A 24,095-nucleotide genomic window follows, 5' to 3' on the forward strand; every position below is an offset into this window, starting at 1 on the left:
AAAGCCTCATGAAGGCCTTTAAATGATATAATTTACAAAACTGAGGAAAACAAATTTATTTTATTTACGTTTGTGAGGATAATCAATCGCAAACTTAAAAGGAATGAAAGGCAATAACCTTGGAGAACTCGAAGAGCTGGTCCTTCTGATGGTGGCTTCACTCGGCGACGAAGCATATGCAGTAGCGGTGAGGGAAGAACTGGAAAAAACAGCCAGCAGAGTAGTAAATATCAGCGCAGTCCACTCCTCACTCTACAGGCTTGAGGACAAGGGCTTTCTGTCGTCCGAATTTGGCGGCGCCACTTCAAAAAGAGGCGGCAAGAAGAAGCGCCTGTTCAAAGTAACCTCAGCCGGCTTTGCCACGCTGAAGGAATCCAAAGAAATGAAAGAGCAACTGTGGTCCAACATCCCTCAGTTGTCGTTTGTCAATAGCTGAAAACCGGCACCTCTTTGATACCCGCAGGACAAAACCATGTGAATCGGCCACCAGCGCTGGGGACCTTCCTCCTCAGGAAGATTTACAGTGCTGAACTGTTCGAAGAGATACATGGTGACTTGCTTGAACTGTACGAAGAAAGACTTGAAACAAAAGGGAAGTGGATCGCCTCGCTTCACTACCTGAAAGACGCCGTACTTTCTGCCCGCAATTACGACCTCAGAAGAAAAAGACATTATACTACTCAAAATAACTCAGGCGCTATGATCAGAAATTACCTTAAAATCACACTGCGGACCATCTCCAAAAACAAGGTCTACACTGCCCTCAACATCATGGGGCTGGCACTTGGCATGGCTGCCTGCATTTTTATTATGCAATACGTGGCCTACGAGCGGAGCTACGACAAGTTCAACGTCAATTTCAAAAATCTGTATCGCATACAGTACAACTTTTACCGCGAAGGAGAGCTTCAGTTTGAATGTGCTGCGGCCGTGCCAAGGGTAGGGCCTTTCATGAAAGAGAAAATGCCCGAGGTGGTAGACTTCGCCAGAGCCTATCCCCTTTCGATGGTAGTTTCTTATAACAATATCAACTTTCGGGAAGACAGAATTCACATTGCCGATCCTGCTTTCCTGAAGATCTTTACCTTCCCACTCATCAAGGGAGATGTGGAAACCTGCCTGACTGAGCCGAATACTGTGGTAATTTCCGAAACAGCCGCCAAAAAATACTTCGGAGACGAAGATCCCATCGGCAAAATGATCCGGGCTGACGGGCAATACAGCATGGCCGTGACTGCCGTAGCCAAAGACGTGCCCAACAATTCGCATATCAAATTTGACTTCCTTATCTCCTATCAAACACTCAACAATCAAACTGATAACCAGTCAGAAACAGCCTGGGGGTGGTACGATTTCAATAGCTACGTTCTTTTGCGGGATGGAACTGACCCTGTGGCCTTCAATAAGAAATTTGCTGACGTGCTGTATGAAGAAAGACATGAGGAGGAAGAAAAATACAATATCAGACAAGAGTTCCTCTTACAGCCAATTACCGATATCCACCTGAGCTCTAATCTACTTCAGGAATCGGAGCCGGACGAAGCCGGCGATGGGGAAGCTGTCTTTTTCCTTACCATCATTGCTGCGTTTATCCTGGTGATTGCCTGGATCAACTACATCAACCTGAGCACAGCCAGGTCGGTAGAACGTGCCAAGGAAGTTGGCGTAAGAAAAGTAATGGGCGCATTCAAGGCGCAGCTAATCGGGCAGTTTATTACCGAATCGCTTGTCATGAACTTGCTCTCCTTCGTGTTGGGACTCGCCATAGTAACACTTGGCATCAATCAGTTCAATGCGCTTACTGATGCAAGCCTGGACCTTTCATTCTTGTTGAGTGCAAGTTTTTGGGGCGTCACAATGCTGGTCGTTTTTATCGGCTCTTTTCTCTCCGGCCTGTACCCCGCATTTGTTTTATCGTCATACCAGCCATCTACCGTGCTAAAGGGCAAAATGACTGGCAAAAAGGGCGGCATCCTTCTCAGAAAAACCCTTGTCATATTCCAGTTTGCTTCCTCGGTTTGTCTGATTGCCGGCACCCTCATTGTGTATCAGCAGCTCAGCTTTGTCCGCAACCTGGACCTGGGCTTCGATATGACAGAGACCCTTGTGGTAAAAGGGCCCGGTGTATTTGCAGCTGACTCCCTTTATGGCTCAACCATGCAGACCTTCAGGAATGAGCTGCTTCAAATGCCGGAAATTACAGCCCTGGCTTCGGGCACCAACGTTCCGGGAGATGAGATTTTTTGGGCAAACGGTATCAAAAGAGCCGAAGAGCCCAACGAAGCACGCAAAACAATCTATATAGCCGGAGTAGACTATGACTACTTCCCTGCCTACGACATCAGGTTTGTTGCCGGCCGCAACTACGACCGAACATTCGGTACCGACACAGGCTCGCTTATCCTCAACGAAGCGGGTGCGAAATTCCTCGGTTTCGCCTCGGCTGAAGAAGCCATTAACCAAAAGCTAAGCTGGGGACGGGGCAACAAAACCATTGTGGGCATAGTGGAAGACTACAACCAAATGTCGGCCAAAACCAAACCTACTCCCTTGTTGTTTCCGCTGGTGACAGGCCGAAGCAGCTTTTTCACGATTAAGCTCGATAAAAATGGCGTTTCCGACCTTAGCCAGTTGTTCGACAAAGTAGAGCGCACCTACACGGCCTACTTCCCGGGCAACCCGTTCGACTACTTCTTTCTCGACGATTTCTTCAATCGGCAGTACAACCCCGAAAAGAAATTCAGCAGGGTCTTCACCCTGTTTGCAGGCTTTGCTATTGTGATTGCCTGCCTTGGGTTGTTCGGCTTGTCGTCGTTCAATGCACTACAAAAGACCAAGGAAATTGGTATAAGAAAAGCGATTGGCGCCGACGTAGGCCACATTGTCATGCTGCTGTCAAAAGAGTTTGTCTACCTGGTGCTGTTCGCCAACCTCATTGCCTGGCCCGCCACCTGGTTCATCATGAACAACTGGCTCGACAATTTCGCCTACAGAATTTCTATTTCACCGATGATTTTCGTCATTGCCGGATTGCTTGTTTTGGTGATAGCTTTACTTACCGTTGGCTACAAAACCATGTCAACCGCCAAGTCGGATCCGGTAAAAGCCTTGCGGTACGAATAAGAAACATGCCCTAACACAAGGCGCAAATGAAAACCTCGAATGAAACGGATGGCTTGCCACCTCACTTTGGCTCCTGGCTGCTCAGGCGTGTTCTGAGCCGGGAGCTGTTGGACGAAGTACAGGGCGATTTAACCGAACTGTATGAAGATCGCCGGGTGCAGCATGGCGAAAGGTATGCATCTCTGCACTATCTGAAAGATTGCCTGCTATCCATAAGAAATGCCGGGCTTCGCAAGCAAAAGAAGCCACAAAAAACTCAACTCAACAGCCTGGTCATGATCAGTTACTACTTAAAAATTGCCCTTCGCAATATCAGCAAAGACAGGGCATTTGCTGCCATCAATATCCTTGGGCTGGCAGTAGGCGTTACGTGCTTCCTAACCTTGTTTCTATTCGTTCGCTTCGAACTAAGCTTCGACAAAGCGGATTCATCCGTTGCCAAAAACGAGCAACTTTATCGGGTTTATGTTCGCTCCCACATCAACGGCGAAAGCAATGTTAACTCAAAAACGTCGGGAAGAATGGGTGCCACTCTCAAAGAGAATTTCCCGGAAGTTCTCACCTATACCCGTATAGGCTATCAGGGGCCCAGAGCGTTTCGGCACAATAACCGGGTTTACAGGAGCAATACGGTTCATGCCGTTGACAGCACTTTCTTTGATATTTTTCCTGTCAAATTTATCGAGGGAGAGCCAGGCTCCGCCCTCACAAGCCCTAACTCGCTCGTAATCACGGAGTCGGCGGCAAAGAAAATCTTTGGTAACGAAAACCCGGTTGGTGCTACACTGGAGACCGAGGGAGGCCGGAGCTACATGGTGACGGCTCTGATAGAGGACTTTCCAAAAAATTCTCACTTTAGCTGCGATTACCTTGAATCCCTCTCTACCTACGAGCCAAATGACGGTTGGATAGAGCTTTGGTATACCACTTACATCGCTTTAAAAAAGGGAACCGATCCGGTCGCCTTCGAGAAGAAAATGCAGTCTGTTGTAACCAACTATGTAGCGCCTCAGGTCCAACAAGTGCTTGGCGTTTCCTTCGACGAGCTGCTTAAGCAAGGCAGCGACTATGCCTTTGGCTTACAGCCCTTTCAGTCAATTTACCTGAGATCACAACGAGACTACGGTATCGATCTCAATACGGAATGGGGTACGGTCAGGTCGGGAGACATCGCTTACATTTACATATTTTCTGTGGTCGCAGTGTTCATTCTATTCATTGCGGTAATCAACTTCATGAACCTGTCCACAGCCAAGTCGGAAAAGCGGGCAAAAGAGGTGGGGGTTAGAAAAACCTTTGGTTCTACCCGCTATCAGCTCATCACACAATTTATTTCCGAAGCAGTATTGATGAGCCTGCTGGCTGTAGCATTGTCGGTAGTATTTATCCGCCTGGCATTGCCCGGATTCAACAACCTGACAGGAAGGCCCCTTACTTTCAACCTTTTCAGCAATGTATACACACTGCCCGGTCTTCTGCTGTTTGCCCTGGTAGTGGGTGTGCTGGCAGGCAGCTACCCGGCTCTGTATCTATCGCAGGCCCGGCCCATCAGCGTTTTGAAACACAACAAAGTTAAAGGAGCTAAAAGCAGCAAGCTGAGAAGTAGCCTGGTCATTACCCAATTTGCCATTTCTATCTCTTTGCTCATCGGCACTATCGTCATCAAAGACCAGCTGCATTATATCCAAAATAAAAACCTGGGATTCAGCAGAGAGCACCTTGTTTCAATCAGGAATGCAGCGCTACTTAGAGAAAAGACAGATGTATTTAGCGAAACCTTACGTCAAAACTCGAACATACAGGCGATTACCAACAGTTCTAGACTGTTCAATAGTGGCATTCCCGGAAGCGGTTATTTGTACAATAAAAAGACCGGATCCGACATTGTGCTTGCTCAGTTTATCAACGTGGATGATGCCTTTTTGGAAACTTTTCAAATAGAACTTGTAGCAGGAAGGTTTTTCTCGAAGGACTTCCCCAACGATTCTCAGGCCGTGATCATTAATGAATCGGCCGCCAGGGCCTTTAACGCAGCAGACCCGGTCGGCAGTGAAATAACGTCCATTGATATCACGGAAAGAGGGACGACCTACAAAATCATTGGCGTGGTCAGGGACTTTAACTACGAATCGCTCCACCGGCAGATCCGGCCCCTGGTACTCAACCTGCGACCACCAAGAGAATCATCGGGAATGCTGACGCTCCGGGTGTCGTCCGACGACATGATGTCGACCATGGCCTTCATTGAAGATGAGTGGTCAAAGTTTGCACCTGAAGGTGAGGCTATCCACTATAGTTTTGTAGATGAAACATTGGCCAGGCTTTATCAAAGCGAACAAAAGGCCGGTACTATTGTTACCATTTTTGCCAGCATTGCCATTTTTATCGCCTGTCTGGGCCTTTTTGGACTGGCAGCCTTTGTCACCGAACGACGCACCAAAGAAATTGGCATTCGAAAAGTGCTGGGTGCCGGCGTGCCTCAAATCATCGTGATCCTCTCCAGGGAGTTCACCACGTGGGTTCTCCTGGCCAACCTGATTGCATGGCCCGTTTCTTACTTACTGCTGCAGCGATGGCTTGAAAATTTCGCTTTCCGCATCGACATCAGCTGGTACATATTTGCTGGGGCAGGGGCAGCGGCGCTGCTCATCGCTTTGTTTACCATTGGAGTTCATGTGATCAAAACAGCCAGGGCCAACCCGGTCAAAGCGCTGAAATACGAATAAGAATGCAACCTTTGTGTATTGATTGATCGTAAGCGTATTTTTGAGGCTGGCATTGATGCTTTTGTGCTCTCCATACACTTATGAGATTGATTTTAGTTGTTTTCAAGTTTATCGGCATCTCCCTTGCCGGGATTACTACCCTGGTGGTCGTTGCGGGATGGCTTTTCACCGGCCTGAGCCCACAGTTTGGCGGCACCCCAACTGACGCCCAAATCGCTTCCTACGAAAAGTCCGGCCATTTCGAGGAGGGTCTTTTTGTCAACCAACAGCCCACATCCATGGAAATGGACTGGGCTACAGTAAAAACCCTGCTAAGAGATTACGTTGTGGGCGTGCCCAACCTGGCTCCCGAAAAACCACTTCCTGTTTTGAAGATTGATTCCATGAGCATCGTCAATCGACCGGACACCCTGACCCGGCTTACCTGGTTTGGGCACTCGGCCTTTCTCCTGGAAATGGAAGGAAAGAACATTTTACTCGATCCAATGTTTGGCGACTCGCCTTCGCCGGTCTCGTTTATCGGGTCTCACAGGTTTACTGAGGGTCTGCCGATAGAAATCGCTCAGCTGCCTGTAATAGACGCAGTCTTCTTTTCGCATGATCATTACGACCACCTCGACTACGGCTCTGTGACCGGGCTGAAAGACAAAGTGAAAGACTTTTATGTACCATTGGGTGTTGGCGCTCACCTGGTTGCATGGGGGGTAGCCGGAGAAAAAATACATGAAATGAACTGGTGGGAGGAAACCACGCATGAGAATCTTCAAATTGTCTGCACACCAGCAAGGCACTTCTCTGGCAGGGGCATCACCAACCGTTTTTCAACACTGTGGGGTTCGTGGGTGATCAAAGGAACCCACGCCAACATTTATTTCAGTGGCGACAGTGGCTATGGCCCACATTTCAAAGAAATCGGTCAACGGTACGGCCCGTTTGATGTGGCACTCATGGAGTGCGGGCAGTATGACCTGCGCTGGCACAATATTCATATGTTGCCGGAAGAAACGGCTCAGGGGGCCGTTGATCTAAATGCGAAGCTCATGATGCCTATTCATTGGGGAGCGTTCGTGTTAGCGCTTCATGCGTGGAAAGATCCTGTTGACAGGGTAACCAAAAAGGCTGGCGAGTTAGGCATGGCAATCACCACCCCAAAGATCGGTGAAAGGCTGTTAGTAGGTGAACCAACGTTCCCTATGGAGCGGTGGTGGGATTCTTTAAGGTGATACTGCCTTATTTTTTGAACACGCCGTCATACCAACTACCCATGTAGGCACCCCATTTGATCTCATTTCCGATAGGCAAAGTGGTCGTCAATCTTATCACTTCCATGCCGTCAAAGGTATAGGTATGCTCAGTGTTAGTGGCGTGGCAGTAAACGATATCAATATTGCCGTCGCCATCCAAATCACCGACCCAAGGTGTTGACGAAAGATTATGTCCATCCGTATGAACATCGAGATCAATGACTTCACCTGTCGTGAAATCGATCACCGCCAGCATGTTGTAGAAGTACTTCTTCATTAATCCATTTTCCAGGCTTTCTGCCTGGTAGTTCACAATCACCAATGCATCATCAACACCATCAAGGGTAAAGTCGGCAATCACAGGCGTGGTGGTTTGATAAAGCCCAAGCGAGTCCAGAAACTCAACGGCTCCATTGGCACCACTCACCATAAATTGCTTGGTCCAGTCGAGGTTGGGCCAGGATCCTTGCGCAAAAGACAGGAAAAAGTCGGGTATCTTGTCGGCGTTAAAATTCCCCACTGAGATCGAACTGTAAGCTTCGGCGTTGTCTATTTTCACTTGCCAGATTTTTTGGTGCGTTTTCCCATCGAACGCCAGAAATCTCCCATCCACTGCATTGGCAATGATGTCGGGCCTGCCGTCGTCATTCACATCTACCCAGGCAGCTGGAGCTATAAAGCCCTTGTTGGCACTGCTGTCGAGCTTGATAGCGGGGGTTAAATCGCCCTTCATCACCTGAGAGAGTGTACCCAGCCACAGGTTGCCCCCAATGGTTTCTCCGCCGGTTCCAAATACGATCTCCATGTCTGTGCCTCCAGCTACCGCCAAAGCAGTCACCGACATATAAATTTCCTTGCCATCAGGCATTTTGGCTTTGCCCAGCACTTCGCCAGTGAGGGTGTTGAGCACTACCAGGTGACCAGCCGGTCGGTTTGGGTCGTAAGGCTCTGCCATTACATCGCCGCCATTGGAAATCAATATATCCTCCACACCATCTCCGTTTTGGTCTGGTACAAACTGTGGATTGTAGAAGTTGAACCACTGCTTTTGCTTCCGTTCTTTGGCCAGGTCGGGGTCATTGAAATGCCAGATCACTTCCCCGGTCTTGCCATTCACAGCCTGCAATTCCGCCGACCTCCCATTGATGAACACATCCATCACACCGTCACCAGTGATGTCTTTCAAACTGGCCGAACCAAACACCTGATCAATAGCCGACACATTCCAAAGCATGTCGCCGGTTCTTCCGTCCAGTGCAAACACTGCCGAGTCGCAGGCTTTGAATTCCTCCCTGCCCGCCCCGAGAATAATATCTTTGATGCCATCTCCGTTGAGGTCAGCTACTCTGGGCGATGAAAAAGTCCCGATTCCGGGAAGACGTTTTGTCCATGATTCTTGCGCCAATAGCTGACCAGCAATGCTAATGCATGCCAGCAGAAAAAGTGTAAACCGAAAAGACATCCGATGCTAATGATTTTAATCCTTTGAAAGATAGATCAAAAGGGCATGAAGTTCAAAACGGCCAGTCTTACTGATAAACCACTGGCTGCGTCCAGGCGGTCTCAAAATCACCCTCTTGGAACGGGTTTTCTTTATACTTGTCCGACACTACTTTGGCTCTGACAAACACGATGTCTTCTGTTAGATCAAATTCAGCAGCTATTCCTTTTTTCTCCAGCAACACCGAAGACATCTCTTCCCCTTTCTTCACCCCAATGAATTGTATTGTATAAGCAACGCCCTCTTCCGCCCCCACCTCTACTCTGACCTTGTTCCCCTCATGGCTAATTCCACTCAAAGTCACTCCGGTAGAACCGTAAAAGTCCCCTGCTTCCATGGCTTCAATCAAAGAGGCAGGTCGCAGGGAGTCGGCCAGCACCATCACCCAGCCCCGGCCACTATTGCTGTAGGCATCGCCAAACATATGGTAATTATGGCTATCGTCCGTTGCCACACCATACATGAGGGGCTTTCCGGCGGCCAGGTAGGCAATATTGATGCGGTCCCACATCTCCTCCATACCAATGTGGGTGGAGTCACCATAGTTGTTGACCATCGGGTGCCCGTTGAACACCTCGAAGAACCGCTCACCGTTAAGCGATATCATGTCGTCCAAAGTGATGGCAAAATAGAAATTGGGATGATTGATATGAATGATCATTGGCTGACCGGTGGCTTGCCGTTGCGCCGCTAAGGCATCAATGCTCTTTTGCAGTACATCCGACACACTGCTCCCTTCCTGAGCCCCTATCAGCTCCTTCACATTTGTAACATTGAGATGCAGTGGCTTCCCTTCAAAGCTGTTGGTGATCTCCTCTGATTGAATGATGAGGAACTTGTCCTTTTCGGCAAAGAGTGGCACATACTCCGCAAAGGTTTTCAGCTTTACGCTTACCCTACCAGTATCTTCTTTATATTCCACCCAGTCTTCCCCATATTTTTCAAGGTAAGTGTAAAAAGCGTCTTTGTACACTCCTCCTCTTGGCACCAGCTTCCATTTCTCTCCAGCCGCCAACGTGTTGTGGTCAGAAAGACCTACAAAGTCATAATCATGGTCTTTGTACCAGCCCATAATCATTTCCGGAAACTCGTCTCCATCGCTCCAGTAGCTGTGGGTATGCAAATTTCCTTTGTACCATTGCTTTTCAAGCTTAGCTGTTTTCTGTGTTCCACACGACCAGAGAAGCACCAAAAAGAGCGATAGAATGCCTAATCTTTTCATTTTCTAAAATTTAAACTTTATCAATTCACCCGACGAATGTTTCAAGAAAAAAGTAAATATGGTAATAAGTCATCCGATAGATATGCTCTTTCGGTAGCTTTTATCAAGCATTTCATGTTCAAATTACACACCAGGCCCAGCAAAGAATCAAACAACTAATTATTAGAAAAATACAATTAAAATAACTGAGTCAATTCTCTTATTTAATTGCATCACTTCTACAATTTGACCTAAAAAGTTGAAATATGAAAAGAAATTGCATAATATACGTTAGCATTCAATAACCTTATAAGTAGAACCACTATTAACCTAACCTGTTTATGTCCAATTTATTGGACATATTTTACCTTAGAGCATGTCACTTAAATCCACCCTACCAGCAGATATCTACAATCGGATTGAAGAAATCCAATCCATGATATTCGAAATTGCCAACGGCAATTACAACTTCCGACTTCAGCGCTCAGATGAGAATAATGAACTCGATGGCCTGATTGGCGGCATCAATATGCTCGGAGAGGAGATCAAAGCATCCACCGTTTCCAGGAACTACCTGCAAAACATATATAAGGGAGTGATCGACTTGTTGATTATTCTGAAGAAGGACTTCACCATTGAGATCGCCAACCATCAGGTGCTGAGCTCTCTAGGTTACACGAAAGATCAACTTATCAATCAACATTTCAGCAAACTGCTAGGCCCCGATTATCAGGACGACCTGAACAGGATTGAAAGAGACCTGAAGGAAAATAATGTCTCAGTTAACATGGAATTGAACTTCCTTACCTCGGACAACGTGCCTGTTGCACATGCTGTCTCATTTTCATTACTCTCTGGTGGCAACGACCTTGACACCAGCATTTTGGTGACTGCCAAAGATGTCACTGCATTTAAAGAAACTGAGGAGCGACTAAGGCGGCAAAATGAAGCACTGAAAGAAATAGCCTGGATACAATCGCATAAGGTTCGTGGGCCGGTTGCGTCCATCAAAGGACTGATGATGCTGATTGATTTGGATCAAAATTCGCTAGAAGATAACCGGCAGATTTTTACGAATATGCAGCAAACCATCGAGCAGCTTGATGTTATTATTCATGAAATCGTTAACAAAACCGGAAACCTATTCGAGGATGAGGACTCTCCGCAGTAACATTAAGTGACTCCAAAAACTGAATTGTGCGCTGAGTTCGCATCCAAAACCTCCTTATAGCTTTATTCCAAAGGATTGCTTTGCTCCTACCGAATGCGCCCGTCAGGCCTGCAATATTGACCGCCAATTAGCTGCTGGCAGGCAGCGTGCATTAATACAGGCCGACTATCTTGAACTACTCTGCCTAAATTCATACCTTGATAAAAGCTGCTTCCACCAAACCAAACAGCGGTTGAGTTGTTAAACGCTTGGGTTTCACGGGTACTTGCAAAAACCACCTGATATGAGGGCTTTGATAGTTACATTGCTATTTTTTCTTTTTCAGGGAGAGATGGTGGGCCAGTCGAATTGGCCTTACCGTGTCCCCGCAGGTGTCAGAGTGGAAAGCATAGTACCATTCGATGAGCTGTATCTGTTTCCGGATTTCCGTAAATGCGCCATTTTCTATGTGGATGGTAACACCTCGCTGGCCATGGCCAACTATAGCCTGCTATATCAAAAAATGGTGTTGATCAGCGTAAAGAAAGATACCACATTTTTGAAAAACGACTATCTGGTTCAAAAATATGACTTTGGAGGCACGGTCATTCTTAACGACTATAAATATGGCCTTGTAGAAGTGCAGAACGACTCATTGTTCCCGAAGCTTGCCAAAAAAGACTTCGTTCATTTAATTCCGGTCGATGAGGGCACCTTTGATGGATACTCCAATTTTGTCGATCCCTCCACCACCAACATCGTACTAAGGAGAGTGGGAAACGACACCGACAGAGTGTTGGAAGACCAGTTTGCCCGTAGCAACATCATCGTTGAAAAGAAGGTGGCATTCTTTCTTGTTGACCGAAACCAAAGAGTGTTCCCGGCCAGTGGCAAGAACATCTACCGGATATTGCCACGCTATAAAAATGAAATTCGTGACTTCATAAAAAACGAATCAATCGATTTAAAAAGTGAAGAGGGTCTGGTCAGGCTCTTGAGCTTCTGCCAGAACCTTTAATGATTATTACTCACACACCAAAAGTAACCGACTCCCAAGTATGCTGCTGCCCCATTACAACGACCAAACCTTAGTGCCCTTCTCGTAGGGCACGCAGCTATTGTACCTCCCGGGAATCGATTCGTACCGCAATATGCGCTCTCCCAGCTCCTCGGTGTTGAAATAGCTGGAAACCGTCATTGCCTTCACTTTCTTGAAAATAGAGTTAACCGGCTTTTTGGCCATGTCGGTGCCCCACACAGATATTCCGTAGGACTCAGGAGTGTCATACTTACTGAGAAAAGCCGCCTTTTCTTCAGCACTGCATTTTTCAAACGCCTTGCCCTGGGTACTTTCACATTCTTTCATGAAGGTGTCGAGGTCGGTTTTGAACTGCTCTGCGTCTGCCGGAGAAAACACTACGGAAATAAAGGCATCCATCGTCTGCGCCACCTTCATATCTTTAGCACCAGGCGTAGTAGTTTTAGGAAGAATAGCCTCGGTCAGCTCCTCCAGCGCAACCGCCTGCGAGGGAGTGAATACCAAAGGCTGCCACCCGAGCTCGGGAGCACTTTCGCAACTGTTGAGAATTGACACAATGGCTGGCGCTGAAAGGGTATACCCCATGCTAAGGGCCATTCTTTTTATTACTTCTCTTCTATCCATGGCTTAGAGGTTTTTCTTCTTTAGTTGTTCGGCAGCATAGTTGGCAGCCCTGGCTGTGAGAGCCATATAAGTGAGTGAGGGATTCTGACATGCCGACGAGGTCATTGCTGCACCATCTGTCACAAATACATTAGGAGCACCATGCACCTGATTCCATTTGTTCAGAACAGACGTTTTTGGATCGCTACCCATTCTAGCGGTTCCCATCTCGTGTATACCGAGCCCTATAGCTGCAGGAGAGTCATAAGTTTCTACCTTCTTATAACCGCTGGCTTCAAGCATCTCGGCAGCGGCATCAGCCATGTCCTTCCTCATGGCCATTTCATTTTCCCTGAACTCAGCGTCGACTGTGAGGGTCGGCAAACCGTACGGATCCTTTTTATCAAAATTGAGCCACATGCGGTTGTCCTGATGAGGCAGGCATTCACCGAAGCCCACCAACGCCATTTGCCATGGCCCTGGCTCCATCAGTCCGTCCTTGAAATCAGCTCCAAAACCAGGCACACTACCTCCCCGGCCTGCTCCCGCCCTTTCGGCACCCCCCTGGTAGCCAAAGCCTCTCACATAGTCTGTCCTTTTGGTTTCTTCATTGATATTCCTGAAGCGAGGAATGTAAATACCGTTGGGTCTGCGGCCTTCGTAGTACTTATCGGCAAACCCTTCAAAGTCTCCAATAGCGCCTACCCGATAGTGGTGATCCATCAAGTTACGGCCCAGCTGATCAGAGTCGTTGCCCAGGCCTGTCGGGAATCGCTCACTGATCGAATTCATGAGGATAAAAGTCGACCCCATCGCCGAAGCGTTCAGGAAAACGATCTTTGCGAAGTATTCTGTTGTTGCCTTAGTTTCGGCATCAATCACCTGCACGCCACTGGCTCTGCCGGTTTTATCGTCGTAAATAATTGAATGAACAATTGCATTGGACACCATGGTAAGGTTGCCAGTTTTTTCAGCGTCTGGCAGGGTAGACGACACGCTACTAAAGTAGCCTGCAAATGGGCAGCCACGAGAGCACCTGTTTCGGTACTGGCATGGCCCCCGGCCATTGTGTTGCTGTGTCAGATTAGTAACCCTCCCAATGGTCAGGTAGCGATGCTTAAAGTTCTTTTCTATTTGCTCTTTTGTGTGTTGCTCCACGCAGTTGAGCTCCATCCCTGGCAAGAACTGCCCGTCGGGTAAGTGTGGCAAGCCCATGGCTTCTCCGCTGATGCCCACATACCTTTCTACATAGTCATACCAGGGAGAGAGATCTTTGTATCGAATGGGCCAATCCACTCCGATACCCTCTTTGGCATTGGCCTCAAAATCGAGGTCGCTTAACCGGTAAGTTTGCCTGCCCCAGGTAAGTGAGCGGCCGCCTGTCTGGTAGCTTCGGATCCAGTCAAAGCGCTTCACCTCATCATAAGGGTTCTCCTTATCGTTGACAAAAAAGTGCTTGGTATCTTGGCCTATCCATCCGGTGCGGCTTTGTACGGGCCGCTCCTGCTGCTCTTCATAGGTGAGTGCGCCATTATTGGGCATATCCCACGGATCAAGGTGAGCCGTTGGGTATTCACCATGCTTCACCGACCGCCCCCTTTCGAGCACCAGCGTTTTCAATCCTTTTTCACAAAGCTCTTTGGCGGCCCAGCCTCCGCTTATGCCCGACCCCACAACAATGGCATCGTATTGATGGGTGCTATTCTGATCCTGCATGGTATCAATGTAGTTTAAGTAACAGTATTTCCTTTTCAGGAAAAGCTTTCAATATAGCCATTCCACTGTAAATAGAACAAGAAAGCACGAAACAATATCCCGAGTTTTGAACCGGTCTAAATTACCTAAGGTAAAAGCAGAAAAGCACAGACGGAGTAAATCCTCATCAGTTTCACCAGCCTTAAAGAGTAGTAGTCCTGCGTTCTAATCCTACATTTATTCTTTTTTATTAATCTTAACTATTGACTATATTAAAGGAGATTGCCGTTGCTGGCATATCAAATCGCTCTCAACGGCCTCCTTGTATTAGAAAGGCAAACATAATTTGGACTCTTTTCTAATAAATTTTGATATTCATTAGACTTATTTCAAATGAAGTCATAATTTATTGCGAGATATTTAACACACACCCTGATTGATTATATAGAGTCCATTTGCGAGCAACCCAATCGGATTGATCTGCGGACGCCAGGCAGGCTTTGCTTCATGTCCTAGGGCTGAGGGGGAAACTGCGTGGTGATTCATTGCAAAGTCAATGGAAATGATTGACCCGAACAATGGCCGCTTCACAAATGTTAAAAAAAGGTATCGACTAAAATTAAGCAAAGGCTTCATGCAACACACCAACATTTTCGAGTCTTACCACATCGGCGAGGGTACTTTTGATGAAATGTACCAGGGCAAGGACGTAAGAACTGCCTATCAGGGAATTTTTAATTTTCTTAAGAGTAACAGTCCTGAAGACCTCACCATGAAGGAAGAGCTCTCCAAGCGCCTCTTCATGAGCCAGGGAATCACTTTCACGGTGTACTCCAGCGGCGAGGGCATAGAAAAAATATTTCCTTTCGACATCATCCCAAGAATCATCACGGCCGACGAGTGGGATTTTGTAGAGAGAGGCATCAGACAGAGGCTCAAGGCGCTCAACCTGTTCCTGAAAGACATTTATTCCCATCAGTTCATTCTGAAGGACGGTATCGTGCCAACCGACATTATCTATTCCTGCCCTCATTTTATTCGTGAAATGCACGGGCTGAAAGTACCGCACGACATCTATGTGCATATATCAGGCATTGATATTATCCGGGGTGGCGATGGCACTTTCTATGTATTGGAGGACAACCTTCGCACACCTTCTGGCGTGTCGTACATGATAGAAAACAGAGAGATTACCAAGCGGATCTTCCCGGATGTGCTGCGCCGCAACTCTGTGAGGTCAGTAACGCAGTATCCCACCTTGCTACACAAAAACCTCAAGTCACTCTCACCCCGGCAGGTGGCTAACCCCACAGTAGTACTGCTCACACCCGGCATGTTCAACTCTGCCTACTTTGAGCATACGACTCTGGCCCGTCTCATGGGCATAGAGCTGGTGGAAGGGCGTGACCTTGTGGTGGAAAACCATAAGGTGTTCATGAAAACAACCTATGGCCTGCAGCAAGTAGACGTTATTTACCGCAGGGTGGATGATGATTTTCTTGACCCACTTGTTTTCAACAAGGAAAGTGTGCTGGGTGTGGCGGGCATTATGTCGGCCTACAGAAAAGGCAATGTGGCCATTGTAAACGCAGTAGGCAACGGCGTAGCCGACGACAAAGCCATTTACACCTTTGTGCCTGACATGATCAAGTACTACCTTAACGAGGAACCCATTCTCAGCAACGTGCCAACCTATCACTGCGCAGATCCTGAACAGCTGGAGCATGTTTTCAACAACATCACCTCTATGGTAATCAAAAAAACCAATGGCTCGGGTGGCTACGATATGTTGATGGGTAATTCCGCCACAGAAAAGGAAATTGAGGACTATAAGAAAGCGGTGATCAAAGAGCCAAGGCAGTTCATTGCACAACCAATTATCAGTCTTTCCACCACCCCCTGCTATATTAATGGCAAGCTAACACCACGGCGTGTCGACTTGCGCCCGTTTGCACTGTTTGGCCCTGAAGGCATCGAAATAGTGCCCGGTGGACTCACCAGAGTTGCTTTAAAAGAAGGCTCCATGGTGGTGAACTCCTCACAGGGCGGTGGCAGCAAGGACACCTGGGTATTGGCTTAATTATCAAATTGGTAAAACACTTTAGAGAACAAATATATGCTTAGCAGAGTAGCAGACTCACTTTTTTGGATGGCTCGTTACATGGAGCGCTCCGACGGCATCCTTCGCATGCTCAAGGTGAATTACAATTCGTCGCAGGACAACCTGAGCGACTTTAGCTGGCAGCCGGTGCTGAAGGTATTTACTTATCTGGATGGCCCTGCCATAATTGAACTAGACAATGAAAGCAGCGAGGTACTTCGTTACATGATTCTTGACAAGGAAAATGATAACTCAGTACAAAACATAGTGATCCACGCCCGGGAGAATGCCCGCTCTGTGCAGGACAATGTCACTATAGAGGTCTGGCAATGCCTCAACGACTTCTATCACCTTATCAGGGACGAACGCCACATCAACAGCCTGGCGCAAGGCGACGCTATCTCGGTCATTGACCTGATGGTAAAGCAGTGCCTGGTTTATTATGGCACCGTAGACATTACCATGTCGAGAGGCAGTGGCTATTGTTTCATGTCGCTCGGTAAGTTTTTGGAAAGAGCACTGCAGTCTATCGATATCCTTGATGTAAAACTTGGCAGTATGTCGGCAGAAGACACACAAGCTTACGACACGCTCTACTGGAAGTACCTGCTGATGTCGGTGTCGGGGTATAAGCTTTACCTAAAAAACTACCAATCAGGGTTTGAGGCCCGCAATGTGGTTCATCAAATTGTGTTGAATACGCATTTTCCAAGGTCTGTCATCTACTCGTTGGATCACCTCCACCGCAACTTCGAGCAGCTCAGTGCCTACCTTGACAAAGCAAGCTTTGATGAACTCAATTTCGAAATAGGCAAGCTGCGCAGTAAGGTACGCTACTCTACGCTCAACGATATTGAGGCCATGGGACTACATACCTATCTGGCAGATATTAAAAAGGACTTGTCGGACATTAGCAGCAAGCTGAACCAGTATTGCTTTGCGTATAGCTAGAGGAAGTTGGAAGGTAGGAGGCGGAAGACAGGCGAAAGTCGGAGACATAAAAGTGGCTAAATCAGAAATCTCAAATCAGCAACTTCCTATTCTTTAACATCAAATTTGTAACTTCCAATCCGAAATTGTCAAACCCTGAATTTCAAATTAGCAATTCCTTTATGCCCAAGTTCAACATCCGCCACCTGACCAAATACACCTACACCACCTCGGCGACGAACAGTGCCAACGAAATCATGCTCTATCCTATTCAGGACGATCATCAGGAGGTTCTCCAGCATCAAGTGATCATTACCGGCAACCCGGAAGTGTATGTGCACAAAGACTATTACGGCAACAACGTGGGCTCTTTTGCATTTGCCGACCCTCACCTTCAGCTTCTGATCGACTCTATTCTGGAGGTTGAAACAAAAAAAGCACCGGAAGTTGTTGATGAAAGCCCAGCCGATGAGCAGTGGAAGCACCTTTACAACATATCGAACCATGTGCCTTACATTGATTTTCTCAGGCAGGAAAACTTTCAGGCGATTCCTGAAGTGATGACACTGATTGAATCTATCAAGAAACAAAATGCCACGCCACTCCAGGCCGCACTGAACCTTAGCGAGTATGTGTTTAACCACTTCGCCTATATCAAAGGAGTCACCACTGTAGAAACCACCCTCGATGAAATCTGGAAACTGAAGTCTGGCGTTTGTCAGGATTTTGCCCACATGTTGCTTGTGATGCTTCGTCAGCTCTTTATTCCGGCCCGCTACGTGAGTGGCTATGTTTGCCCCAATAAAAACGGCATGCGTGGAGAAGGTGCTACCCACGCCTGGGTGGAAGCCTACATACCGGACCACGGCTGGGTAGGCATAGACCCGACCAATAACTGCCTTGTGAACGATCTGCACGTGCGCCTGGCTATCGGCCGCAGCTTTGTGGACTGCTCACCAGTGAAGGGTACCTACAAAGGAGCGGCAGACCACACACTGGAAGTAGCAGTATCAGTAGAATATGAAGGAGGCCCAAAAGTCAACGAAGACCTGGCCCTTGAAGAAATCGCTAAAGCCACCGCTACACCCGACGTCAATTCTTTCCAGCGCTACCAACAGATACAGCAGCAGCAGTAGCCCTCTTACGCCAGAGGCTAAGAAGGCGGGAGATGGAAGACGGGAGACCGGAGCTGACCATCCCTAAATATGGTTGACCAATTTGACTAACTTATATCTATCGGACAAGCTACGTGCGATAGTGTTGGCTTGATGCATAGGGCTTTACCCAATGCACAGGTATTGCGCCATTTCAGGGGTTGGGTAGCTGCGAGCCCTGAAAGGACGCAATTCGAGGAGGATGGCGGTGAAGCCCCATCTTAAAAGAAAGACAGGAGACCGCAGCAGACATCCGCACTCCAACCCCCTCATCCTTTCGCTCATTTTTCGTAAATTACAAGAGTAACAAGGTAATCCTATCCAATACGCTTATGGTACTCCGCCGTCATTTTCTCAAAAAAACAGCCGCCGGGTTAGTAACCATCCCGGCCATCCTTCCTATGCTCAGTTGTGAAACCAAAGCTGAAAATGCTGAGGCTGATTACAATTGCATACTTACACCGCAACAAACTTCGGGTCCTTTCTATTTCGACACAAAACTAAAACGGAGCAATATCACTGAAAACCGACCAGGGCTCCCTCTTGCTTTCAAAGTGCGGGTAGTGAACGTGAAGGACTGCACTCCTATTGCCAATGCCGTAGTCGACATCTGGCATTCTGATAAAGATGGCTTGTATTCGGGTTACCCACGCCAGGGCGAAAAGCGAATTGACACGACAGGCGAAACCTTCTGCCGTGGCCACCAGACAACCAACGCCGAAGGAGAGGCTTCCTTCGTCACAATGTTTCCGGGCTGGTACCCGGGCCGGGCTCCTCATATTCACTTCAAAGTATACATGGCAGGCAATAGTTTCGTCACCTCACAAATGTATCCACCATGGGATATTGCTAAGGAAGTCTACGACTCACCTCTCTACGCCTCCCGGGGACAAAGCCCCACTACCTATACCAACGACGGTGTACTCCGCTCTTCCGACCTTGAAAAGCTAACGCTTTCATTGGAAAAAGAAGGAGAAGGATTCAAAGGGACGTTTGTGGTCGGGGTAAAAGCGTAGAGACAAGAGTCGGAAGACCAGAGACCGATGCAGGCGTCGGTGCGATAGCTCTGGCCTATTGCGGCGGGGCCGTCAGACTCCCGTAAACAAAAATACAATCATAGAAAGCAAGGCTGCTCAAACCTCAAATTAGAAATTTCAAATACCTTCAATTGGTAATCCCTAAATCCCTACTTTCGCATCGTTAAATACTCAGATTTTCAACCTCTCGCCCATGTCCTCCAACAACAACATCTTCGCCTTCTGGTCCTGGTTTGAAGACAACCTCGGCCGCATCCGCACCGTGCTGCTTAACCCCTCCCACCCTGATCGTGAATACGTAGTTAGCTCCCTTGACCAACACATCCTGGCGATTGGCACCTTCACATGGGACATCGAGAAAGGCATGCACCGTCCCTGGAGCCTGACCATCTCCCCCAATGGCGACCCCGAGCTGCTGGAGCAAACCAAAGCCATTGTGGAGCAGGCACCCGACCTGGCTGACTGGGAGTTTTACCCAGCACATCAGCCAAAGAAACAAGACTTTAACTTCACGGTGTATGACGAAGAAATGAACCAACAGCCGGTAGATGCCAATCCCTGGCACTATGTGCTGATACCTGCGAGCGGAAGACAACACACCCTGCTCATAGAGGCGGGCAACTGCCCGCACCTCGACGACAACACCCTGCTTGCGGCTGTGAACCACCTTGTCACGTGCCTGCTGGGCGAAGAAACCAAAATCCACCGAATTGCCGACATAGAAATAGTAGACGAGCTCGACGAAGAGCACCATAAGGCGGCTAAACCAATTGTGCAGCTAGGGCTGGGGGTATCGGAATAAAGAGGTTACTCTGCGGCAAATTAAAGAGGTTATCCTGCCCCCAAGAAAGTAGTAACCTCTTTAATCTTCGAAGACGATACGTCAAAAACTAAAGAGGTTACATCTGCAGGGATGTAGAGAGTAACCTCTTTAGTTACTCAAACTTCTTCCCTTCGAGCACCCCTACTCCCTTGGGCAGCGGGTTGCCCGACGAACGACGGAAGGTAACCACTTGACCTACGTGCCACAAGGCATCGGCAATAGGGCCGTTGATCACATTCCAAAAAGGATATACCTGCGCTTTGTCTCCACTGCCAAACACCATCTGGTAGCTTTCCAGATCTGCCGCACTGGCAGTAAGCAGTTTTTGGCTGGCCTCCTGAATATTAAGCAACGTAGCCTTGCGCAACGCCTCGAAAGTTTCGGGCGCAGGCTCTCCGCCAACGTTGGGTTGCTTGCGGGTGGCATTCACAATCACCTGACTGAGGCCGTGAATGTGCTTTACAGTAGCCATACTGCTGCGAGCCTCTTCGCCGGGGCTCCAGGCCAGGTCCTCAGCACGCAGCCCTTCGGTAGCCCAGTAGTAGCGAAAACCAAGGCCGTCTACCATACGAGCTGCTACTGTGCCAGGGCCATAGGAAGCCGGGTAGTCTGGTATTTGATAGTATGGGAGGTTGGAGGTTTGGGCGCTGAGTGCCTGCGACGCAACAACGAGCGTGCAGAAGAGTAGGCTTTTTAGCATGACTTTGAGTTTTTTGAATGAACTAAAATAGTGATTTGAGTTATTCTATTTACTATTTCTCGGTTTTCTCACCGTGGGGTGCAATGTTCATGATGGTACTGCAGCAAGATACGCCGTCATACCTATACTTCCTGGCCGGTCGGTCTGGAAGGAAAAGCAGGTATCTCCTTTCAATGTACCTGAGCCTCTCGATTGCATTGACAGCTCACTGGAGAGATGCCTGTTTTCACAGGCATGACGCCCCTGCGGGAGGTAGTGCGATGGAAGCGGAGTTGGGCTTTTCACAGAGCTGTAGCCAGTCACAGCCCTCATTCAATCATTCCTTTCATTGTTCCAGACAAAGGGCCACAAAAAAGCCACCGAATCTCTCCGGTGGCTCTCACATCATCTATTAACAATCAATATTACTCGATTACATCCACCTTCATCATGTTGGTGCGGTTCTCCCAGTGGTGCGGCTGCGAGCCTGTGTACACCACGGTGTCACCTTTGTGCAGGAAGCCTTTATCTATGAGGATGTCTTCCAGGTGCTTCAATGTTTCTTCAGCGCCAACCCTTTGGTTGTAATAAAACCCACGGATACCCCAAACAAGATTCATGGTATTCAAGATCTTTCGGTCATCAGTGAATATAAAGATATTCGCCTTTGGCCTGTGCGACGATAGTCTGAAACCCGTGTATCCCGATTTTGTCATTCCCAAAATAGCTTTGGCATCGATGTTGGCGCTCAGTCGGGCAGCTGCTCTTACCAGCTTGTCGTTCACAAGTGTGGCGGAGTCGTCGTTACTTTCAGAGAACTTATTAAACATTACGTCGGTGCCCTGCTCAATGGAGGTGATGATCTTCACCATGCTTTTTACCGACTGCACCGGAAACTTGCCTGAAGCTGACTCTGCACTTAGCATCACCGTGTCAGCGCCATCCATCACGGCGTTGGCCACGTCGTTCGCCTCAGCCCTGGTAGGTCTTGGGTTTTCGATCATGCTCTCCATCATTTGGGTGGCAATAATCACAGGCTTTGCCGCCTTGTTGCACTTGCTTACCATCATCTTCTGAGCTAACGGTACGTCTTCCATAGGAATCTCCACACCCAGGTCGCCACGTGCCACCATCAGGCCATCGGCCGCTTCTATAATAGCGTCTATATTTTTGAGAGCTTCCGGCTTTTCAATCTTGGCGATGATCCGAGAAGTGCCGCCCTTCCTCCTTATCTTTTCTTTAAGGTCAAGTACATCCTCCGCTTTCCGAACAAATGAAAGTGCTATCCAGTCGACCTCATGCTCCAAACCAAAATACAAATCCTCCTCATCCTTTTCAGTCAGCGACGGGGCGGACACTGGCGTATTAGGCAAGTTGATGCCTTTTTTTGACTTCAAAATGCCACCGTATACTACCTGACACTTCACTTCGTCGCTGGAAGTAGCCAACACTTTCAGCTCCAGGTTGCCGTCGTCGATAAGGATAGAGTCGCCAATGCTCACATCGTTACAAATACCCGTATAGGTAGTACTAATAATCTGAGCGTTGCCTACCAGCTTTCTTGTGGTGATAATGATTTCCTGACCCGGCACAATTTCTACGCCCCCATTCTCCATATCACGGGTACGAATCTTCGGTCCCTGAAGATCCTGTAGCAAAGCCACATGCGTACCCATTTCCTCGTTGAGCTCTCTTACGAGTTTAATGACCTTAAGGTGGTCTTCGTGCGATCCATGAGAGAAATTAAGACGGAAAACATCTACCCCCGTCTGGATAAGGCTTTTCAGCATTTCCTTACTGTTGGAGGCGGGCCCTACTGTGGCTATAATCTTCGTCTTATTAAATATTGGTGAGCTTTCCATGAGTGTTATTCAAATATGAGATTTTCCTTTTCTTTTAGTTTGTCGATATTAATTGAGGCCAGATACTCTACCACGGGTATTTTTTTTAGAGCCGTAAGAGTACCATCAGGATCAAAAAATCCGCCGTCGTCATTAATCATTATGAGATAATCGAAGTGAGCCAGCTCGGCCAGTAAAAAGCCGGATTTTCCGGCGCCTGCCAGGCTCTTATTCTTAAGGAGCCGAAAAGTACTGTATTCCGTTTTAAATAAAAAGTGGGAAATGGTGATTTCACGATCATTGAGAAATTCCACGCTCAGTTCCTCCTGTTTTATCAACCTTACTCCCAGTGCGCTGTTAATATGCCACGCTAGCTTATACTCCCTGGCGGAAGTGGCCAGGCCAAGCAGCGTGAAGTCATAATTGTACTCAATATGTAACTTTTTGCTCTTCACCTGTGGCTTCCGGAATTTTGGTCATTTCTATTCGGCATCACCTCTTCGGCCCAGCCTGTGAGTATAGCGCACATTTCACTATTATGTGACAGGCGGCGGGGCGTGTACCAACACAAAGTTAGCGTTATTGTGGTAGCTGTAAAGGCAATAAGGGCAAATTCAATATCGAAAAAACACCGGTTGTCAAATCTTTTTTATTCCCTGAGGGTAATCAATGGCACACTGACCAGCTTGAAACTGATGGTAAGCATGCGGGGTAAAGGAAGTAACAAGTGACTGTAACCCGCAACCTTCAATAATTCCCTCCTCCGGTAAAGTGTTGCTTTAAGCCACCTTCAGGCTATTAAAGCAACGTTTCATATAGACTGATACATTCATTTTTCAGCTCATGTAACCCATTCATTATCAGTCCCAAAAAGCCCTTCCCGAACCGTTTTTTGCTATCTTTAGCTAAAATTAAGATTGAACGAATTTGTTTGACATTATTGGGGAATATCTATTTCTTTGCAGTGTTTTTTACTAACTAAACATTAAAAAAATGTCTGAAATTGCACAAAAAGTTAAGGCTATCATCGTGGATAAGCTTGGGGTAGAAGAGTCTGAAGTTACTCCTGAGGCAAGCTTCACCAACGACTTGGGTGCTGATTCTCTTGACACAGTAGAACTTATCATGGAGTTCGAAAAGGAGTTCAATATTTCTATTCCTGATGATCAAGCCGAAAATATCACCACTGTAGGGCAAGCAATAACATATCTCGAAGAAAACGCAAAATAAATCTCAACCCGGCGGACA

At 47.7% G+C, this 24,095-nt stretch carries 19 protein-coding genes; 12 read left to right on the plus strand and 7 right to left on the minus strand.

Annotated elements, in window-relative coordinates; genetic code table 11:
- The first annotated feature begins 103 nt into the window (after positions 1 to 103).
- From RIG68_RS16325 to RIG68_RS16340, 4 genes are all read left to right on the plus strand, one after another.
- Entirely contained in the window at positions 104 to 436 is a 333-nt protein-coding gene (locus RIG68_RS16325; protein WP_151998823.1) for a helix-turn-helix transcriptional regulator, read from the plus strand.
- 14 nt (positions 437 to 450) lie between these two features.
- Positions 451 to 3,123 (plus strand): ABC transporter permease, encoded by a 2,673-nt coding sequence (locus tag RIG68_RS16330; protein WP_350124459.1) that lies wholly within the window; start codon positions 451 to 453, stop codon positions 3,121 to 3,123.
- Positions 3,124 to 3,149: 26 nt separating this feature from the next.
- The gene (locus RIG68_RS16335; protein WP_350124462.1) at positions 3,150 to 5,849 is read left to right on the plus strand and encodes an ABC transporter permease; all 2,700 of its coding nucleotides are present in this window, start codon (positions 3,150 to 3,152) and stop codon (positions 5,847 to 5,849) included.
- 80 nt (positions 5,850 to 5,929) lie between these two features.
- Entirely contained in the window at positions 5,930 to 7,072 is a 1,143-nt protein-coding gene (locus RIG68_RS16340; protein WP_350124465.1) for an MBL fold metallo-hydrolase, read from the plus strand.
- Positions 7,073 to 7,079: 7 nt separating this feature from the next.
- Here the strand turns inward: RIG68_RS16340 and RIG68_RS16345 are convergent, their stop codons facing one another.
- Together RIG68_RS16345 and RIG68_RS16350 are read right to left on the minus strand one after the other, a co-directional pair.
- On the minus strand, positions 7,080 to 8,555 hold the full coding sequence (locus tag RIG68_RS16345) for an outer membrane protein assembly factor BamB family protein (protein WP_350124468.1): 1,476 nt from the start codon (positions 8,553 to 8,555) through the stop codon (positions 7,080 to 7,082).
- Positions 8,556 to 8,622: 67 nt separating this feature from the next.
- Positions 8,623 to 9,816: a CehA/McbA family metallohydrolase domain-containing protein gene (locus RIG68_RS16350; protein ID WP_350124471.1), complete on the minus strand. Its 1,194-nt coding sequence runs from the start codon at positions 9,814 to 9,816 to the stop codon at positions 8,623 to 8,625.
- Positions 9,817 to 10,171: 355 nt separating this feature from the next.
- Between RIG68_RS16350 and RIG68_RS16355 the strand changes: the two genes are divergently transcribed.
- Positions 10,172 to 10,966 carry a PAS domain S-box protein gene (locus tag RIG68_RS16355; RefSeq protein WP_350124474.1) on the plus strand — a complete coding sequence of 265 codons (795 nt, stop codon included), beginning with the start codon at positions 10,172 to 10,174 and terminating at the stop codon, positions 10,964 to 10,966.
- A 283-nt stretch (positions 10,967 to 11,249) separates the two neighbouring features.
- Positions 11,250 to 11,963 (plus strand): hypothetical protein, encoded by a 714-nt coding sequence (locus tag RIG68_RS16360; protein WP_350124476.1) that lies wholly within the window; start codon positions 11,250 to 11,252, stop codon positions 11,961 to 11,963.
- Between the two features lie 54 nt (positions 11,964 to 12,017).
- Here the strand turns inward: RIG68_RS16360 and RIG68_RS16365 are convergent, their stop codons facing one another.
- Positions 12,018 to 12,608 (minus strand): gluconate 2-dehydrogenase subunit 3 family protein, encoded by a 591-nt coding sequence (locus RIG68_RS16365; protein ID WP_350124479.1) that lies wholly within the window; start codon positions 12,606 to 12,608, stop codon positions 12,018 to 12,020.
- 3 nt (positions 12,609 to 12,611) lie between these two features.
- Complete coding sequence (locus RIG68_RS16370; protein WP_350124482.1) at positions 12,612 to 14,303, minus strand: GMC oxidoreductase; 1,692 nt, start codon at positions 14,301 to 14,303, stop codon at positions 12,612 to 12,614.
- 613 nt (positions 14,304 to 14,916) lie between these two features.
- Between RIG68_RS16370 and RIG68_RS16375 the strand changes: the two genes are divergently transcribed.
- The 5 genes from RIG68_RS16375 (at position 14,917) to RIG68_RS16395 (ending at position 20,306) form a co-directional block, all read left to right on the plus strand.
- Complete coding sequence (locus tag RIG68_RS16375; RefSeq protein WP_151998832.1) at positions 14,917 to 16,362, plus strand: circularly permuted type 2 ATP-grasp protein; 1,446 nt, start codon at positions 14,917 to 14,919, stop codon at positions 16,360 to 16,362.
- A gap of 36 nt (positions 16,363 to 16,398) precedes the next feature.
- Positions 16,399 to 17,334 carry an alpha-E domain-containing protein gene (locus RIG68_RS16380; RefSeq protein WP_350124485.1) on the plus strand — a complete coding sequence of 312 codons (936 nt, stop codon included), beginning with the start codon at positions 16,399 to 16,401 and terminating at the stop codon, positions 17,332 to 17,334.
- 161 nt (positions 17,335 to 17,495) lie between these two features.
- Positions 17,496 to 18,449, plus strand: a complete 954-nt coding sequence (locus RIG68_RS16385; RefSeq protein WP_350124488.1) for a transglutaminase family protein — start codon at positions 17,496 to 17,498, stop codon at positions 18,447 to 18,449.
- Between the two features lie 350 nt (positions 18,450 to 18,799).
- Positions 18,800 to 19,483: an intradiol ring-cleavage dioxygenase gene (locus RIG68_RS16390; RefSeq protein WP_350124491.1), complete on the plus strand. Its 684-nt coding sequence runs from the start codon at positions 18,800 to 18,802 to the stop codon at positions 19,481 to 19,483.
- 214 nt (positions 19,484 to 19,697) lie between these two features.
- Positions 19,698 to 20,306, plus strand: a complete 609-nt coding sequence (locus RIG68_RS16395) for a hypothetical protein (protein WP_350124494.1) — start codon at positions 19,698 to 19,700, stop codon at positions 20,304 to 20,306.
- 133 nt (positions 20,307 to 20,439) lie between these two features.
- Here the strand turns inward: RIG68_RS16395 and RIG68_RS16400 are convergent, their stop codons facing one another.
- From RIG68_RS16400 to RIG68_RS16410, 3 genes are all read right to left on the minus strand, one after another.
- A complete protein-coding gene (locus RIG68_RS16400) occupies positions 20,440 to 21,027 on the minus strand; it encodes a DinB family protein (RefSeq protein ID WP_350124497.1) in 588 nt (195 codons plus the stop codon).
- Positions 21,028 to 21,431: 404 nt separating this feature from the next.
- Entirely contained in the window at positions 21,432 to 22,868 is a 1,437-nt protein-coding gene (gene pyk / locus RIG68_RS16405; protein WP_350124500.1) for a pyruvate kinase, read from the minus strand.
- 5 nt (positions 22,869 to 22,873) lie between these two features.
- The gene (locus tag RIG68_RS16410; protein WP_350124503.1) at positions 22,874 to 23,302 is read right to left on the minus strand and encodes an IPExxxVDY family protein; all 429 of its coding nucleotides are present in this window, start codon (positions 23,300 to 23,302) and stop codon (positions 22,874 to 22,876) included.
- 538 nt (positions 23,303 to 23,840) lie between these two features.
- Between RIG68_RS16410 and RIG68_RS16415 the strand changes: the two genes are divergently transcribed.
- A complete protein-coding gene (locus RIG68_RS16415; protein ID WP_151998840.1) occupies positions 23,841 to 24,077 on the plus strand; it encodes an acyl carrier protein in 237 nt (78 codons plus the stop codon).
- The last annotated feature ends 18 nt before the right edge of the window (positions 24,078 to 24,095 follow it).

This window comes from Imperialibacter sp. (assembly GCF_040222385.1).
GTDB lineage: Bacteria > Bacteroidota > Bacteroidia > Cytophagales > Cyclobacteriaceae > Imperialibacter.